Source organism: Pseudomonas sp., assembly GCF_049301935.1.
Classification (GTDB): Bacteria; Pseudomonadota; Gammaproteobacteria; order Pseudomonadales; family Pseudomonadaceae; genus Aquipseudomonas.
The window spans coordinates 76515-91541 of record NZ_JBAQLP010000104.1 but is presented as its reverse complement, the minus strand read 5'-3'; the positions used below and the strand labels follow the sequence as shown (position 1 = coordinate 91541).

At 62.5% G+C, this 15027-nt stretch carries 15 protein-coding genes; 4 read left to right on the top strand and 11 right to left on the bottom strand.

Annotated features, from left to right (window positions below; all coding sequences use genetic code 11):
• From WA145_RS14320 to WA145_RS14295, 6 genes are all read right to left on the bottom strand, one after another.
• Positions 1 to 552: dihydroxy-acid dehydratase (locus tag WA145_RS14320; RefSeq protein WP_422582223.1), on the bottom strand; the 552-nt coding region annotated here is incomplete at its 3' end.
• Positions 553 to 842: 290 nt separating this feature from the next.
• Positions 843 to 1697: an ABC transporter permease gene (locus tag WA145_RS14315; protein WP_422582222.1), complete on the bottom strand. Its 855-nt coding sequence runs from the start codon at positions 1695 to 1697 to the stop codon at positions 843 to 845.
• Positions 1698 to 1707: 10 nt separating this feature from the next.
• A complete protein-coding gene (locus WA145_RS14310) occupies positions 1708 to 2940 on the bottom strand; it encodes an ABC transporter permease (protein WP_422582221.1) in 1233 nt (410 codons plus the stop codon).
• A 54-nt stretch (positions 2941 to 2994) separates the two neighbouring features.
• Entirely contained in the window at positions 2995 to 4068 is a 1074-nt protein-coding gene (locus WA145_RS14305; RefSeq protein ID WP_422582220.1) for an ABC transporter substrate-binding protein, read from the bottom strand.
• Between the two features lie 36 nt (positions 4069 to 4104).
• Positions 4105 to 5220: an ABC transporter ATP-binding protein gene (locus WA145_RS14300; RefSeq protein WP_422582219.1), complete on the bottom strand. Its 1116-nt coding sequence runs from the start codon at positions 5218 to 5220 to the stop codon at positions 4105 to 4107.
• A gap of 274 nt (positions 5221 to 5494) precedes the next feature.
• Positions 5495 to 6691, bottom strand: coding sequence for a class I SAM-dependent rRNA methyltransferase (locus tag WA145_RS14295; protein ID WP_422582218.1), 1197 nt, complete (start codon positions 6689 to 6691; stop codon positions 5495 to 5497).
• Between the two features lie 233 nt (positions 6692 to 6924).
• On the opposite strand from WA145_RS14295, the gene WA145_RS14290 reads away from it, so the two are divergent.
• The 4 genes from WA145_RS14290 to WA145_RS14275 all read left to right on the top strand — a co-directional run bounded on the left by WA145_RS14290 (position 6925) and on the right by WA145_RS14275 (position 9819).
• Complete coding sequence (locus WA145_RS14290) at positions 6925 to 7737, top strand: HDOD domain-containing protein (protein ID WP_422582226.1); 813 nt, start codon at positions 6925 to 6927, stop codon at positions 7735 to 7737.
• An 84-nt stretch (positions 7738 to 7821) separates the two neighbouring features.
• On the top strand, positions 7822 to 8634 hold the full coding sequence (mutM, locus tag WA145_RS14285) for a bifunctional DNA-formamidopyrimidine glycosylase/DNA-(apurinic or apyrimidinic site) lyase (RefSeq protein WP_422582217.1): 813 nt from the start codon (positions 7822 to 7824) through the stop codon (positions 8632 to 8634).
• 191 nt (positions 8635 to 8825) lie between these two features.
• Complete coding sequence (locus WA145_RS14280; RefSeq protein WP_422582216.1) at positions 8826 to 9404, top strand: lysophospholipid acyltransferase family protein; 579 nt, start codon at positions 8826 to 8828, stop codon at positions 9402 to 9404.
• Between the two features lie 76 nt (positions 9405 to 9480).
• Positions 9481 to 9819: a multidrug transporter gene (locus WA145_RS14275; protein ID WP_422582215.1), complete on the top strand. Its 339-nt coding sequence runs from the start codon at positions 9481 to 9483 to the stop codon at positions 9817 to 9819.
• Between the two features lie 82 nt (positions 9820 to 9901).
• On the opposite strand, the gene ggt is transcribed toward WA145_RS14275, so the two are convergent.
• The 5 genes from ggt to WA145_RS14250 all read right to left on the bottom strand — a co-directional run bounded on the left by ggt (position 9902) and on the right by WA145_RS14250 (position 14924).
• Complete coding sequence (gene ggt / locus WA145_RS14270; protein WP_422582214.1) at positions 9902 to 11614, bottom strand: gamma-glutamyltransferase; 1713 nt, start codon at positions 11612 to 11614, stop codon at positions 9902 to 9904.
• Entirely contained in the window at positions 11611 to 11862 is a 252-nt protein-coding gene (locus WA145_RS14265; protein WP_422582213.1) for a YfhL family 4Fe-4S dicluster ferredoxin, read from the bottom strand. Before WA145_RS14265 ends, ggt begins: the two co-directional genes overlap by 4 nt.
• A gap of 108 nt (positions 11863 to 11970) precedes the next feature.
• Positions 11971 to 12450, bottom strand: coding sequence for a pantetheine-phosphate adenylyltransferase (gene coaD / locus WA145_RS14260; protein ID WP_422582212.1), 480 nt, complete (start codon positions 12448 to 12450; stop codon positions 11971 to 11973).
• Positions 12451 to 12572: 122 nt separating this feature from the next.
• Positions 12573 to 14168, bottom strand: coding sequence for a GMC family oxidoreductase N-terminal domain-containing protein (locus tag WA145_RS14255; protein ID WP_422582211.1), 1596 nt, complete (start codon positions 14166 to 14168; stop codon positions 12573 to 12575).
• Between the two features lie 210 nt (positions 14169 to 14378).
• Positions 14379 to 14924, bottom strand: a complete 546-nt coding sequence (locus WA145_RS14250) for a twin-arginine translocation pathway signal protein (protein WP_422582210.1) — start codon at positions 14922 to 14924, stop codon at positions 14379 to 14381.
• Between the last annotated feature and the right edge of the window lie 103 nt (positions 14925 to 15027).

The following is a 15027-nucleotide window of genomic DNA, read 5'->3' as shown; positions in this document are numbered from 1 at the left end:
GCGTTCATATTCGGCGACTTTCTCGTCGGATGCCGTATCGTCGGCGGCGATCACCATGGCGTCGACCAGGTCCAGGCCGTGGCTGGCCAGCTTGGTCTTGCCGGCTTCCATTGGCCCACCGGAAACGAAGATCGCCGGAATGTTCAGGCGCAGGGCGGCCATCAGCATGCCGGGGGTGATCTTGTCGCAGTTGCTGATACAGACGATGGCGTCGGCGCAGTGGGCGTTGACCATGTACTCCACGGAGTCGGCGATGATCTCGCGGCTCGGCAGCGAATAGAGCATGCCGTCATGGCCCATGGCGATGCCGTCATCGACTGCGATGGTGTTGAATTCCTTGGCCACGCCGCCGTGTTTCTCGATCTCGCGGGCCACCAGCTGGCCCATGTCCTTCAGGTGCACGTGGCCGGGCACGAACTGGGTGAAGGAGTTGGCGATGGCGATGATCGGCTTCTTGAAGTCTTCGTCCTTCATCCCGGTGGCGCGCCATAGGGCGCGAGCGCCGGCCATATTGCGGCCGTGGGTGGAGGTCTTCGAGCGGTAATCAGGCATGGCGATAAATCCTGCAAAGGCTATTCAGGTCACCCGTGCACAGAAGGGTTGCTGTGCCGGCAACGGGCTGTATATGGCTGTGTGAAGCGTATGTTGAGCCGGGTTCAGGCCCAAGGCAAACGGAAGTGACCATTTGCAGGGCGGGACGGTACCTGACGCGTGGTGGGCGCTGGCCCGTCCGGGCGCAAAACTCCGCCTGGGGTGTGGCAGGAAGTGCGCCGATTCTAATCCTTCGGCGCGCTTGCAAGGAAGGCCGGCGCGCTCGGTGGTGAGCGCGCCTTGGCCGCTGGCTATTCGATCAATTCGACCCCGCGCAGGCGTTCGGCGCGGCGGCGCAGCAGCTCGATGGTTACCAGCAGGGCGATGGACACCAGGATCAGCAGGGTGGCGATGGCCAGGATGCTCGGGTTGATCTGCTCGCGCAGGCCCGAGAACATTTGCCGCGGGATGGTGCGTTGCTGCGGGCCGGCCATAAACAGGATCACCACCACCTCGTCGAAGGAGGTGATAAAGGCGAACAGCGCGCCGGAAATCACCCCGGGGCGGATCAGCGGCATGATGATGTCGAAGAACACCCGCAGCGGCGTGGCGCCCAGGTTGAGCGCGGCGCGCGCCAGGCTGTAGTCGAAGCCGGTGAGGGTGGCCGTCACGGTGATAATCACGAACGGCGTGCCGAGCGCCGCGTGGGCGATGATCACCCCGAGGTAGTTGCCGGCCAGGCCGAGGTCGGAATAGAAGAAAAACATCCCGGCGGCGGTGATGATCAGCGGCACGATCATCGGTGATAGCAGCAGCGCGGTGATCAGTCGCCGCGCGGGCATATCGTCACGGGCCAGGCCAACGGCGGCGCAGGTGCCGAGTACGGTGGCGATCAGGGTGGCAAAGATGCCGATCAGAAAACTGTTCTTGATCGCCAGCAGCCACTTGTCGTCGCTGAAGATGGCGCTGTACCAGCGCAGCGAGTAGGCCTCGGGTTGCAGGCGGAGCATGCCTTCGGTAAAGCTGAAGAACGGCTCGACGTTGAACGACAGCGGAATGATCACCAGGATCGGCATGATCAAAAACAGCAGCACCAGCCAGGAGCTGGTCTTCAGCAGCCAGGCCCCGAGGTGATGCCAGAAGCCGTAGTAGGCGGGGATTTTCATGGTCTGCTCCTCAGCCTAACTTGATATTGCTGGCGCCGACAAAGCGGTCGTACAGCCAGTACAGCAGCAGGATCAGGCCGAGCAGCAGCGAGCCGAGCGCGGCGGCCAGTTCCCAGTTGTTCGAGCGCTGCATATGGAAGGCGATGATATTGCTGATCATCTGCCCATCGGTGCCGCCCACCAGGGCCGGGGTGATGTAGTAGCCCACGGAAATGATGAATACCAGCAGCGCGCCGGCGCTCAGGCCCGGCAGGGTCATCGGGAAGTAGATGCGCGCAAAGGCCGGAATCGGTCGTGCGCCCAGCGACAGCGCCGCGCGCAGGTAGCTGGGATCGATGCCGCGCATCACGCTGTACAGCGGCAGGATCATAAAGGGCAAGAGAATGTGGGTCATCGCCACCACCGTGGCGAACGAGGTGTAGAGCATCTCGATGGGTTGGCCGATCACGCCGATGCCGAGCAGGAAGGAGTTGATCACCCCGTTGGTCTGCAGCAGGGCGATCCAGGCCGTGGTGCGCACCAGCAGCGAGGTCCAGAACGGCAGCAGCACCAGCACCAGCAACAGGTTGGCGCGGTTCTCTGGCAGGCCGGCCAGGTAGTAGGCCAGCGGGTAGCCGAGCAGGGCGCAGAAGATGGTGATGACCAGCGCCATGCTCAGGGTCTTGCTGTACAGCTGCAGATAGATCTGCGTGTCTTCGCGCATCTGAATGCCCTGCTCGGGGTGCAACTCCAAGTCGAGCGCAGTCAGGTAGTAGTCATAGGTGTAGGGTTTGCCCGCGCGCTGGATGGCGTACCAGATATCCGGCCTGCTCCAGTTGCGGTGCGACTTGAGCAGGATCTCGGCGCCTTGTTGCGTCAGTTGCTCGTCATTCAGACGTGAGACTTTGCGGGCGGTGGATTTGACCACGCTGGACATGCCCGCCGAAGCGCGGTTGAACTCTTCGGCCAGTTTGCCGGACTGGCGCTCTTTGGCCAGGCTGTGCAGCTCCTGGGCGAACACGCTCAGGGTCTGTTGATCGGGTGTGGTTTTGCCGTCCCAGCGTTGCAGCTCGCTCAGGGTCAGCGGAATCAGGGCGGCCACCGTTGGGTGATGGACGCTGCGCCAGAGCATGCTGGCAATGGGTGCGACGAAGGTCAGCAGGATAAACACCAGCAGCGGCACGACAAACAGAAAGGCGCTGAGGCGCTTCTTGTTACGGGCGCTGGAGGCTTGGCTGGCTTCGCTAGACGTAAGGGAGGACAAGGCGTTACTCCGAAAATCCTGACCCCTCTCCCGCGGGAGAGGGGTCATAGCGGGTTACTTCAACAGCCACTCGTTGAATTTCTCACCGAGGGATTCGCCGTAGTCGGCCCAGAAGTCCGAACCGGCCTGGATGCCTTTATCCAGGTGCGCAGTTGGCAGGTGCGGTGCGGCACTCTGGTCAGCCAGCGGCATGGAGGATTTGCGGGTCGGGCCGTACGCCACGTCCGGCATGCCGGCCAGCGGGGTAGAGCCGGTGGCGTAGGCAATAAACTTCAGTGCCAGATCCTTTTTCGGCGAGCCTTTGACGATGGCCCAGGCGTCGAGGTCGTAGACGTGGCCGTCCCAGACGATGACGAAGGGTTTGTTTTCCTGGCGGATGGCGTCATAGAAGCGGCCGTTGGCCGATTGCACCAGCACCGCGCCGCCATCGTTGAGCAGTTGCGGGGCCTGGGACCAGGAGTCGAACCAGACGATGTCCTGCTTGATGGTGTCCAGCTTGGCGAAGGCACGGGCCTGGCCTTCCGGGGTGGACAGCACGTCGTAGACTTCAGCCGGCGCTACGCCGTCAGCCAGCAGTGCCCACTCCATATTCACCTGTGGGCGTTTGCGCAGGGCGCGTTTGCCGGGGATTTTGCGGGTGTCGAAGAAATCGCTGATGCTCGCCGCCTTGGTGCCGCCGATGGTTTTCTCGTTGTAGGCGAACACCACCGACCAAACGATATTGCCGACTGCGCACTCACTGGCCAGGGCTTCGGGGATAAAGTCTTTGTCGGCCGGTACGCCGTCGATACCTGGTGGCAGGATGTCGCGCGGGATGCTTTCCAGCAGGCCTTCGGAGCAGGCGCGCTCAAGGTCGATTACTTCGAAGTCGACCACGTCCCACTGAATATTGCCGGACTCGACCTGGGCTTTGATCTCGGCCACACCGCCGGTGTAGTCCTCGAACAGCACCTTGTTGCCGGTGTCCTTCATAAACGGGTCAATCACGTGTTTCTGCTGGGCGGCGCCGTAGGCACCGCCCCATGAGACCACGGTCAGGGTTTCTTCGGCGCTGGCGGCGAAACTTGCCGTGCCCAGGGCGGCGGCGAGGGCGAAGGTGGAAAAGCGGGTGGTCAGTGTTCTAGCCATGCTGTGCTCCATTGCTTCTGCTTCTAGTTATAGGGGTCAGGTTGGTGTGACGACTGGGCGATCCAGGGCCTGGCTGTCTTGCGGCAGCCAGGCCAGGGCGACTTCTTCCTTGGCACTGAGTTGCGGGGCGCTACTGTCATTCATGTTCTTCACCACCAGCTCGGTGCCGTCGCGGGTTTCGAAGTGATAGCGGATATATTCGCCGACGTAATGCCGGGTGACGAAGCGCGCCATCACCTGGTTGCCGGCACTGCCCAGGCGCTCGGTAAAACTGAGCTTCTCCGGGCGGATCGACACGGTGGTCGGCAGGCCGACTTCAGTGCAGTTGGCTTTAAGTGAGCTGACCAGACCGCCATCCTCCAGGCGCACTTGCACGCTGTCTGCGCCGACGCTTTCGATCACGCCCTTGAGCTTGTTGCTCTCACCGATAAAGTCGGCGACGAACAGGTTGGCCGGGCGCTCGTAGAGCACATGGGGCGGCGCGCATTGCTGGACGATGCCGTTGTTGAATACGGCGATGCGGTCGCTCATGGTCAGGGCTTCGGTCTGGTCGTGGGTCACGTAGATCACGGTAAAGCCGAGCTGTTCGTGCAGGCGCTTGATCTCGAACTGCATCTGCTCGCGCAGCTTCTTGTCCAGGGCGCCGAGGGGTTCATCCATCAATACGATATCGGGGGCGAAGATCAGCGCGCGGGCCAGGGCTACGCGCTGGCGCTGGCCGCCGGAGAGTTGCCCAGGGAAGCGGTTGCCGAAATCCAGCAGCTCGACCAGCGACAGGTATTCATCGACCTTGGCGCGAATCACCTCTTTGGGCTGTTTGCGGATTTTCAGCGGGTAGGCGAGGTTTTCGCGCAGGGTCATGTGCGGGAACAGCGCGTATTGCTGGAACACCATGCCGATATTGCGCTGGTAGGGCGCGATGCTGGTGACCGAACGGCCGTTGATCAGGATCTCGCCGCTGGTCACGTCCTCGAACCCGGCGAGCATCATCAGGCAAGTGGTTTTACCCGAGCCGGACGGACCGAGCAGGGTGATAAATTCGCCCTTGGCCACATCCAGGTTGAAATCCTTGACCACCAGATTCTTGTGGTCGTAGGTCTTCTTGACGTTGGTGAATTGCAGGAACGGTTTGTCCCCAGCCAGGTCAGCCATACCCCTCCCCAAATGTACTCTGAGCAGACAGCAGCTTGTGGCCGTTATCTGCAGGCTTGAATTCGCAGGCTCGCGTCTATGAAACGACGGGAACTTGTTTGAATGTTCAAATTACGCAAGCACTGTGCCAGTCCGCTGCGCTGCCTCACGGGCGCTGTCGTGCTGGAGATAAGCCTAGTCCAGTGGCGCGGTTGCGCCAGGACGATGTGGGGAGTGGTAACAACGCGGGAGAGAAAGAAGCACCTGCCGAGACGCACTCGGCAGGTGCAGGTGCTCAGCTATTGGGCAGCAGGCGCACGGTCAGGCTCTTGATATAGCGGGTTTCAGCAATGGCCGGGTGGACCGGGTGATCCGGGCCCTGGGCGCCGCGTTCGAGCAGCTGGATATTGCGGTCCAGATGGCGGGCGCTGGTCAGCAGGATGTTCTGCAGGTCGTCTTCGGGCAGGTGCATGGAGCAGCTGGCGCTGATCAGGATGCCGTCCTTGTTGAGCAGGCGCATGGCCTGTTCGTTGAGGCGGCGATAAGCGCCTTCGCCGTTCTTCAGGTCTTTCTTGCGTTTGATAAAGGCCGGCGGGTCGGCAACTATCACGTCGAAGCGCTCTTCCGAGGCCTTCAGCTGTTTCAGTGCCTCAAACACATCACCTTCGACACAAGCGACTTTATCGGTCAGGCCGTTCAGCGCCGCGTTGCGCTCCACGCCGTCGAGGGCAAAACCTGAGGCGTCCACGCACATCACGTCGCTGGCACCAAACGCCGCCGCCTGCACGCCCCAGCCGCCGATATAGCTGAACAGGTCGAGCACGCGCTTGCCTTTAACGTAGGGCGCCAGGCGCGCGCGGTTCATGCGGTGGTCATAGAACCAGCCGGTTTTCTGCCCTTCGATCACCGGCGCTTCGAACTTCACGCCGTTCTCTTCCAGGGCGACCCACTCCGGCACCACGCCGAACGGGGTTTCCACATAACGCGCCAGGCCTTCGGCATCGCGGGCGGCGGAGTCATTCTTGAGCAGGATGCCGCTGGGCTTGCACACCTGGATCAGCGCGGCGAGCACCTCGTCCTTGTGCCGCTCCATGGTGGCGGAGGCCAGCTGCACCACCAGAATGTCGAAGAAACGGTCAACCACCAGGCCCGGCAGCAGGTCGGAGTCGCCATACACCAGGCGGTAGCAGGGCTTGTCGAACAGCCGCTCGCGTAGCGACAGGGCGACGTTGATGCGGTGCACCAGCAGGGATTTGTCCAGCACATGCTTGACGTCCCGCGACAGCAGGCGCGCGCAGATCAGGTTGTTCGGGCTCATGGCGACGACGCCCAGCGGCTTACCGCCGGTCGCTTCGAGAATGGCCTGGTCGCCCGCGGCGAAGCCGCTGAGCGGGGTGGCAGCGACGTCGATTTCGTTGCTGTAGACCCACAGATGGCCGGCGCGCAGGCGTCGATCGGCGTTGGCTTTCAGGCGCAGGCTGGGCAGGGACATGCTGGGGGACTCCGAAAAAAGAGCGGAATTATAGCGGGTTCATTCGCCTCTGTTGGCGTTTCATCGATTGCGCTGAAACCTCAACAGACCCTAAGTCGCAGCGGTTACAAAAGTCGCCTGTGGCAGTGCCGAGGGTTTAGCTAGACTGTGGGTCACTTCTCGTTCCGGTTGTCCCCGTCATGTCCCAAGAGCTTTCCGCCGAATATATCCAGCAAGTGCTGCAGGGCATCAGCGTGCCGCCGCAGCCACAGATCATGGTGGATTTGCAGATGGAACAGGTGATGCCGAGCCCGGACTTGCGTGCTATCGCCAAGCTGATCGGCCAGGACCCTGGCCTGTCCGGCGCGCTGCTGAAACTGGTTAACTCGCCGTTTTTCGGCCTGACCAATCGCATCGCCTCGATCCAGCAGGCGGTCAACCTGCTGGGCTGCAACACGGTGATCAACCTGATCAATGCGCAATCGATCCGTGGCGAGCTGACGGATGAGGCGATCGTCACCCTCAACCGCTTCTGGGACACCGCCCAGGATGTGGCCATGACCTGTCTGACCCTGGCCAAGCGCATCGGCTACCACTCGCCGGATGAGGCCTACACCCTCGGCTTGTTCCACAACTGCGGCATCCCGCTGATGCTCAAGCGCTTTCCCAATTACATGAGCGTGCTCGAGGAGGCCTACGCCAGTGCCACCGGCGAGCGCCGCGTGGTGGACACCGAGAATCGCCTGCTCAACACCAACCACGCGGTGGTCGGTTACTTCACCGCCAAGTCGTGGAACCTGCCGCTGCACCTGTGCGAGGCGATTGCCAGCCACCACAACGCCCTGGCGATTTTCACCGAGGATTCCAGCCGCGATGCGCAGCTGAAAACCCTGCTGGCGATTCTGAAGATGGCCGAGCACATCTGTGAAAGCCATCGGGTGCTGGGTAATCAGCCGGATGACCATGAGTGGCAGAGCATCGAGCAGCTGGTGCTGGAGTATGTCGGCCTGTCCGAATATGACTTCGAGAACCTGCGCGAGAGCATCCGCGACTTAGGGGCGAGTTAATCGGCGCGCTAGCCTGTCTCGTCGATCCCGGGGCATTCCTGCTAAGGTAGGCGCCCGCTCGGATTGCTCAGCTGATCACTCGCTATGCCAGAACTTCCTGAAGTAGAAACCACTCGCCGTGGCATCGCGCCGTTCCTTGAGGGTCAGCGCGTCAGCCGGGTGATTGTGCGCGAACGGCGGCTGCGCTGGCCGATCCCCGAAGACCTGGATATTCAGCTGTCCGGGCAGCGTATCGAGTGCGTCGAGCGGCGCGCCAAGTACCTGCTGATCAAGGCGCAAACCGGCAGTCTGATCAGCCATCTGGGTATGTCCGGCAGCCTGCGTCTGGTCGAGGCGGGTTTACCGGCCGCCAAGCATGAGCATGTGGATATCGAACTGGAATCGGGTCTGGCCCTGCGCTACACCGATCCGCGGCGCTTCGGCGCGCTACTCTGGAGCGCCGATCCGTTGAACCATGTGCTGCTCAGCAAGCTGGGGCCGGAGCCCTTGACCGAGTTGTTCGATGGCGAGCGATTGTTCCAGCTGTCCCGTGGCCGGGCCATGGCGATCAAGCCGTTTATCATGGATAACGCCGTGGTGGTCGGGGTCGGCAATATCTACGCGAGCGAGGCGCTGTTTGCTGCCGGTATCGACCCGCGCCGTGAGGCCGGCTCGGTGTCGCGGGCGCGCTATCTGAGGCTGGCGGGTGAGATCAAACGCATCCTCGCCCACGCCATCGAGCGCGGCGGCACCACCCTGCGCGACTTTGTCGGCGGCGATGGTCAGCCGGGTTATTTCCAGCAGGAGCTGTTTGTCTACGGGCGCGGCGGTGAGTTCTGCAAGCACTGCGGCAGCACCCTGCGCGAGGTCAAGCTGGGTCAGCGTGCCAGCGTGTATTGCCCGCGCTGCCAGCGCTAGGAATAGTTACTCCGCTGCGCTACGTTTCTCGCCTGTTTTGACCAGCCGGAGGCTGTTACTAACCTAGCGCCTTGCAGGACTCTAGCTCGCGAGATCTCAAACATGCTCCAAGAACTTCGCAGGGCTAGATTTGCCCGTTAGGCGCCGATGTCTGAACTGACCACACAACAAAAAGAACGACCGAGGTATTGATGTCCGGTAATTACCTGCCACGTAACTTTGTGGCCGAGTGGGTCGGCCGCGCGGCGCTGAAGCTTATGGGCTGGCGTATCGAGGGCGAGCTGCCGAAGCTCGACAAGTTTGTGGTGATCGGTGCGCACCACACTTCTAACTGGGATTTCGTGATCTTTATCGCGGTGAAGTTTGTGCTGCGTCTGAATGCCCGCTGGTTTGGCAAACACACGATCTTCCGCTGGCCCTTTGGTGCGCTGATGCGCCTGTGGGGCGGCATCGCCATTCGCCGCGAGCGTCAGGGCAATACGGTTGAGCAGGCGGTGCGGGCCTTTAGTGAACATCAGCAATTTATGCTGATCCTCTCGCCCGAAGGCACGCGCAAGAAAGTCGAACGCTGGAAGATGGGCTTCTATCACATCGCTCTCGGCGCAGGCGTGCCGATTGTGCTGGGGGCGCTGGACTATCAGAACAAGCGGGTGGTTATCGGCCCGATCTTTATGCCGACGGGTGACGAAGCGGCCGATCTCAAGGAGATTTTGGCGTTTTACCGGCCCTTTATTCCGAAAAAACCTGCATATGCCTTTTATGGCGATTGACGGCCGTCACGCTGACAATTACCAATGCGCTGTTATAGTTAATCTCACTGCCTCCTAATAGCTGAAGGATCGCCCCATGAAACTGTTCCGCTCAACCGCTGCTGCTCTGGCGCTGACCACTGGCCTGCTGGCGCTGCCGGCTTATGCTGACGTAGCGCAGCAGAACAGCAGTGGCGACCCTCTTTATACGGCCAACGCGCCAAAAGCGTTTTCGATGATTGGCGATCTGTTGATCGCCCGACCATTGCTGATTGCCGCTACTGCCATCGGTGCCGTGGCATTTGTGGTGAGCCTGCCGTTCACGGCCGCAGGTGGCAATATCGGCGAGGCTGGCCATGCACTGGTGGTTGAGCCGGGAGAAGCAGCTTTTGTGCGCTGCCTAGGGTGCACCACCAACGGCTATAAGAAGAACTAATAGTTCTGTCTGCTTCGGGGCTGCCGCAGTGTTTGCTTTGGCAGCCCTGAGCAGCTCTGGTCTGGCGCATCGGTGATCCGCGTTACTGCGGCACGCTTGGTGTGACCACCGCAGTACCGATCCCGCGCGGATCGCTTGCCGCTGCAACCCTCCCGCCTTGCTTGTCCCAGTACAGCACCTGCTGATTGCCGTACTGCCTGCCAGTTGCTTTTAAGTGATGCCCGCGCGCCTCGAGCGCCGTGATCTCCGCAGGGCTGAAGGTATCTGGCTCATGCTCGATCAGGTCCGGGCGGAACTGGTGGTGGTAGCGGCCGACGCTGGGCCAGCGCTCGATCGGTTGCTGATCCAGGTACTCCAGCATCGCCAGCAGCACCATGCTGGGAATCCGGCTACCGCCCGGTGTGCCGAAGCTGGCGAAACCCTCGGCACCTTCGATAAAGCTTGGGCTCATGCTCGACAGCGGCCGTTTGCCGGCGGCGATGCTATTGGCCTGGCTGCCGCTCAGGCCGTAGGCATTACTGCCTTGTACATCGGCGGCAAAGTCATCCATCTCATTATTGAGCAGCACCCCGGTGCCGGGTGCAGTAAAGGCCGCGCCGAACGGCAGGTTGATCGACAGGGTCGCCGCCACCGCGTTGCCCTTGGTGTCGAGCACCGAGAAGTGGGTGGTGTGGTCGCCTTCCTGCCAGGGTTGGCTGGGCGGTAGGCTGTCGCTTGGCGTGGCGCGTTGCGGGTCGATACTGCTGGCCAGTTGTTTCAGGTAAGCCGGTGCCAGCAGTTGCTGCGTAGGGTTGCGGACAAAGTCCGGGTCACCCAGCAGGCCACGGTCGCGGTAGGCGCGGCGCAGGGTTTCGACTATCAGGTGAGTGCGCTGCACGCTATCGGCCTGTTGCCAGGGCAGTTGCTGCAGCAGCAGCAGGCTTTGCCCCAGGGCGATGCCGCCGGCTGATGGCGGTGGCGCGCTGATCAGCTCACGGCCCTGATTGAGCGGAACGCGCAGCGGCTGGCGTTCAACGATGCGGTAGTCTGCCAGGTCCTGAAGGGTCCAGATGCCACCGGCATCCCGCACGGCCCTGACCAGCTGCTCTGCCACTGTTCCTGCGTAGAAGCCCTGAAGGCCCTTTGTGCCCAGTTGCTCCAGGGTGCGGGCCAGCTCCGGCTGGCGCAGCAGGCCGAACTCGTCGGGGATTTCGCCTTTGTCGAGGAAGATTCGTGCGGTTTCCGGGTCGTCGCGCATGGCCTCGAGCCGCCAGCCAGCGCGTTCCCGATAGACCCGGTCGATGCTCACGCCGCTGCGTGCCAGGCGAATGGCCGGGACCAGCGAGTCACGCAGCGGCAGGCGGCCAAAGCGTTCCGCCAGCTCGACCAGTGCTGCCGGCAGGCCAGGAATGGCGGCGGCCAGCGCGCCATTCAGCGACAGCTCTTTGCGGATCTCGCCATCGAGCCGATACAGGTCGGCATGCGCCGCCTGGGGCGCGCGTTCGCGGGCATCGAGAAAGCGGTAGGTCGGTGATTCGCCGGCTTCGCGCAGCAGAAAGAAGCCGCCGCCGCCCAGCCCGGAGCCGTACGGCTCGACCACCGCCAGGGCGGCGCTGATGGCCACTGCTGCGTCAAAGGCGTTGCCGCCGAGTGCCAGGGTTTCCTGACCGGCCACGGTGGCGGCGGGGTGTGCGCTGGCAATGGCGATGCGTTCAGGCTGGGCTGCGGCCTGCAGCTCAAGGGCGCAGAGCAGGGCAAGCGCACCGAGCAGGGTGCGCCAGAGGCGGTGGCCGCGGATCAGGCGGCCGCTCTTCATGCTTTACCGGTAATGATCAGGTACTTCTGCATCAGTTCATCCTTGCTCTCGACATGGTTTTTATCGAGTGGAATGCAGTCCACCGGGCAGACCTGCTGGCACTGCGGCTCATCGTAATGGCCGACGCACTCCGTGCACAGGTTGGGGTCGATCTCGTAGATTTCTTCGCCCTGGGAAATTGCCGCGTTAGGGCATTCGGGTTCGCAGACGTCGCAGTTGATGCAATCGTCGGTGATGATCAGGGACATGATGTACTCCTGCTGCGCCCTCTTGGGCACAGCCATAAAACTTGGGGAAAGCAATGGGTAAATTGTGCCCCATCAGGGCCGCGCTTGCACGCGGCCGACGCTTTGCGATCAGCGCTTGAAACGTTCGGTCAGCGCGGCGGCCACGGCCGGGTGCACGAAGTTGGTGATATCACCGCCCAGGGCGGCGATTTCGCGCACCAGGGTCGAGGAGATAAAGGAGTACTTTTCCGACGGGGTGAGGAACAGGCTTTCCACATCGGGGGCCAACTGGCGGTTCATATTGGCCAGCTGGAATTCGTATTCGAAGTCCGACACCGCGCGCAGGCCGCGCAGAAACACATTGGCGCCCTGCTCCTTGGCGAAGTGCGCCAGCAGGGTGGAGAAGCCGACCACTTCCACGTTGGGCAGGTGTTGGGTGACTTCCCGGGCCAGCTCGACGCGTTGTTCCAGGCTGAACAGCGGATTTTTCTTCGGGCTGGCGGCGACCGCAATGATCACGCTATCGAACAGCCGTGCGGCGCGCTCGACCAGGTCGCCGTGGCCCTTGGTGATGGGGTCGAAGGTGCCTGGGTATAACACTCGATTCATCGTGACGTCCTGGCGGGTCCGTTGGGGAGTCGGATGGTAGCGCAGCGTTTCCCTGCGGCCAAGTCGGCCGCCGGTTATCGAGGCTATTCACAGGCGCAGAACGGCCCGTGAATATCTCGCCATCAGGCGTGCTTGAGACGCTCGGCGAGTTTTGTCGCGAGTTTGGCGGTCAGGCCGTAGATCGACAGCTGCGGGTTGGCGCCGATGCTGGTGGGGAACAGCGAGCCGTCATGGATCGACAGGTTGCTCAGTTGATGGTGACGACCGAGGCTATCGGTGACCGCCTGCTGCGGGTCCTCGCCCATGGCGCAACCGCCCATCACGTGGGCGCTGCCCAGGCGGGTGCGGTACAGCTCCAGGCTCAGATTGTCGATCAGGCTTTTCGCCTCGGCCAGGGTCTTCACGTAGCCGGCGTCGGCGTGCAGCGGCAGCACGGCGCGGGCGCCGGCGGCGAACTGGATCTCGGCCATGCTGTGGAAGGCGCGGCGCACGCCGTCCCAGGTGTAGTCGGTCATCTGGTAGTCGAGCACCGGGCTGCCGTCGCCGCGCAGTTCCACCGTGCCTTCGGCGCTGTCCGGGTGGAAGCCGTCGCGCAGCAGGGCCAGCATCACGTTGGTATTGGGCAGCTGCTCCATGCGCATGGCGTTGTCGATGCCGAAGCGGCCGAGCAGGGTGGCGGTCAGTGCCGGCTGCAGCGGCGGCACTTCGAGCTTGTAGGACAGCCGCCCGGCGGCGCCGTCATCCCACTGGAAGTGGTCGGAGTAGATCGACTGCGGCGCGCCGTAGAAGGGGTTGATGACCTGATCGAACAAGGCCGCAGAGAAGTTCACCAGGTGCAGAAAGGTGCGTTTGCCGCTGCGCTGGTGCGGGTCCGGTGCATTCGAGCGCAGGAGAATCCCCGGTGTATTGATGCCGCCACCTGAGAGTACGTAATGCTTGGCCTTGACCCTTATTTTGCGGCCGGTGGGGGCGACACTGCGCTCGTCCATGCCGAGGCATTCGATGCCCGTGACCCGCTCGCCGTCGATCAGCAACTTGTCGGCGCGGGCCAGGTAGAGCAGTTCGCCGCCCTTATCCAGGGTCGCCGGGATGGTGGTGACCAGCATCGATTGCTTGGCGTTGGTCGGGCAGCCCATGCCGCAATAGCCGAGGTTCCAGCAGCCGCGCACGTTGCGTGGAATCGTCTGCCACTCGTAACCGAGCTTGTCGCAGCCGCTGCTGATCACCGCGTTGTTGGCATTCGGTGGCACGACCCAGGGCGCGACGCCCAGGCGTTGTTCCATCTGCTCGAACCAGGGCGCCATGTCTTCGGCGCTGTGGCCTTTGACGCCATGCTCCTTGGCCCAGTGCTCCAGGGTGGGTGCGGGCGTGCGAAAACTCGAGGTCCAGTTGATCAGCGTGGTGCCGCCGACCGCGCGGCCTTGCATGATGGTGATGGCGCCATCCTTGCTCATGCGGCCGATGCCTTCCTGATAGAGGCTGGCGTAGGCCTGGTCTTCGAGCATCTTGAAGTCGTCGCTGGTCTTTAGCGGGCCTTCCTCGATCAGCAGCACCTTGAAACCGGCCGCGCTGAGAATTTCCGCGGTGGTGCCGCCGCCGGCGCCGCTGCCGACGATGGCCACGTCGGCTTCCAGGGTCAGGTCGCTGTCCAGGCGTGAGCCGTTATAGGTCTTCCAGCCACGGGCCAAGCCCTCTTTGAAACTATCCGGTACAGGCATTTCAAGTTCTCTTTTTTATGATCGTGCTGCATAAAAGGTTGAGCGAGCTAGAGCCAGGCTAGGCGCAGATGCGCGAGGACGCGGAGTTTACGAGCTGTAAATGAGCAGTACTCGTTTCACTCGCCCTTGCGGGCCGCCCTCCGGGCGTTCGGTGACAAGTCACCGTCCGAGCGCATCTGCAACAACGCATGGCCGACGCGCAGCCAGCCGTCAGACTGTAGGCGGGCCGGGGTAGCCGCAATGCGCCCAGGACTCGGCTCGGCTGTACCAGCTCATCATCACCAGCTGCAGCAGCGAGGCGTGGCCCATTTTCAGCAGGCCGATGGAGCTGTTCTGCCAGCGTTCGAGAAACGCCTGCACAGCCGCAGGCGACGCGTTTTCCCAGCTGCCCCAGACGCCGGTCAGCGGGCCGCGGGTGATCGGCATGGCCAGCACATCGAACAGCTGCACGGTCAGCTTGAGCAGTTCCGGCGAGAGGTGATTAAGGCTGTAGTCGAGGTTGGCGAGGGTGCCTGCCACGGCTTGCGGCATCTTCTCGTTCGTTACCGCGCCGGCCAACATCACCGGGATCAGGGCCTGCAGAAAGGCCAGATCGGACTCACGGATCACCGCAAAGCCGGCTTTTGGTGTACTGGCCGAGCAGCCACTTAGAGTAGCGGTCAGGCCCGCCGTGCCGAGCAGTGCGGTGCCCAGCAGACCGACCTTGAGTAGGCTGCGGCGCGACAACTGCGGTGAATCAAGGGTGGCGTTATGCATTGTTGTTATCACCAGTACGGGTTTGTGTAGGAGCCAGCTTGCGGCGATCAGCTCTGCAGACGGCGCTTGGGTATCGTCAGCAAGCCGGCTCCTACAAACTAGA

Excerpts from the sequence above, each read along its gene's own strand:
- WA145_RS14315 (WP_422582222.1), bottom strand. The coding sequence starts at position 1,697 with ATGAAAATCCCCGCCTACTACGGCTTCTGGCATCACCTCGGGGCCTGG.
- WA145_RS14305 (WP_422582220.1), bottom strand. The coding sequence starts at position 4,068 with ATGGCTAGAACACTGACCACCCGCTTTTCCACCTTCGCCCTCGCCGCC.
- WA145_RS14300 (WP_422582219.1), bottom strand. The coding sequence starts at position 5,220 with ATGGCTGACCTGGCTGGGGACAAACCGTTCCTGCAATTCACCAACGTC.
- WA145_RS14295 (WP_422582218.1), bottom strand. The coding sequence starts at position 6,691 with ATGTCCCTGCCCAGCCTGCGCCTGAAAGCCAACGCCGATCGACGCCTG.
- mutM (WP_422582217.1), top strand. The coding sequence starts at position 7,822 with ATGCCAGAACTTCCTGAAGTAGAAACCACTCGCCGTGGCATCGCGCCG.
- WA145_RS14280 (WP_422582216.1), top strand. The coding sequence starts at position 8,826 with ATGTCCGGTAATTACCTGCCACGTAACTTTGTGGCCGAGTGGGTCGGC.
- WA145_RS14275 (WP_422582215.1), top strand. The coding sequence starts at position 9,481 with ATGAAACTGTTCCGCTCAACCGCTGCTGCTCTGGCGCTGACCACTGGC.
- ggt (WP_422582214.1), bottom strand. The coding sequence starts at position 11,614 with ATGAAGAGCGGCCGCCTGATCCGCGGCCACCGCCTCTGGCGCACCCTG.
- WA145_RS14265 (WP_422582213.1), bottom strand. The coding sequence starts at position 11,862 with ATGTCCCTGATCATCACCGACGATTGCATCAACTGCGACGTCTGCGAA.
- coaD (WP_422582212.1), bottom strand. The coding sequence starts at position 12,450 with ATGAATCGAGTGTTATACCCAGGCACCTTCGACCCCATCACCAAGGGC.
- WA145_RS14255 (WP_422582211.1), bottom strand. The coding sequence starts at position 14,168 with ATGCCTGTACCGGATAGTTTCAAAGAGGGCTTGGCCCGTGGCTGGAAG.
- WA145_RS14250 (WP_422582210.1), bottom strand. The coding sequence starts at position 14,924 with ATGCATAACGCCACCCTTGATTCACCGCAGTTGTCGCGCCGCAGCCTA.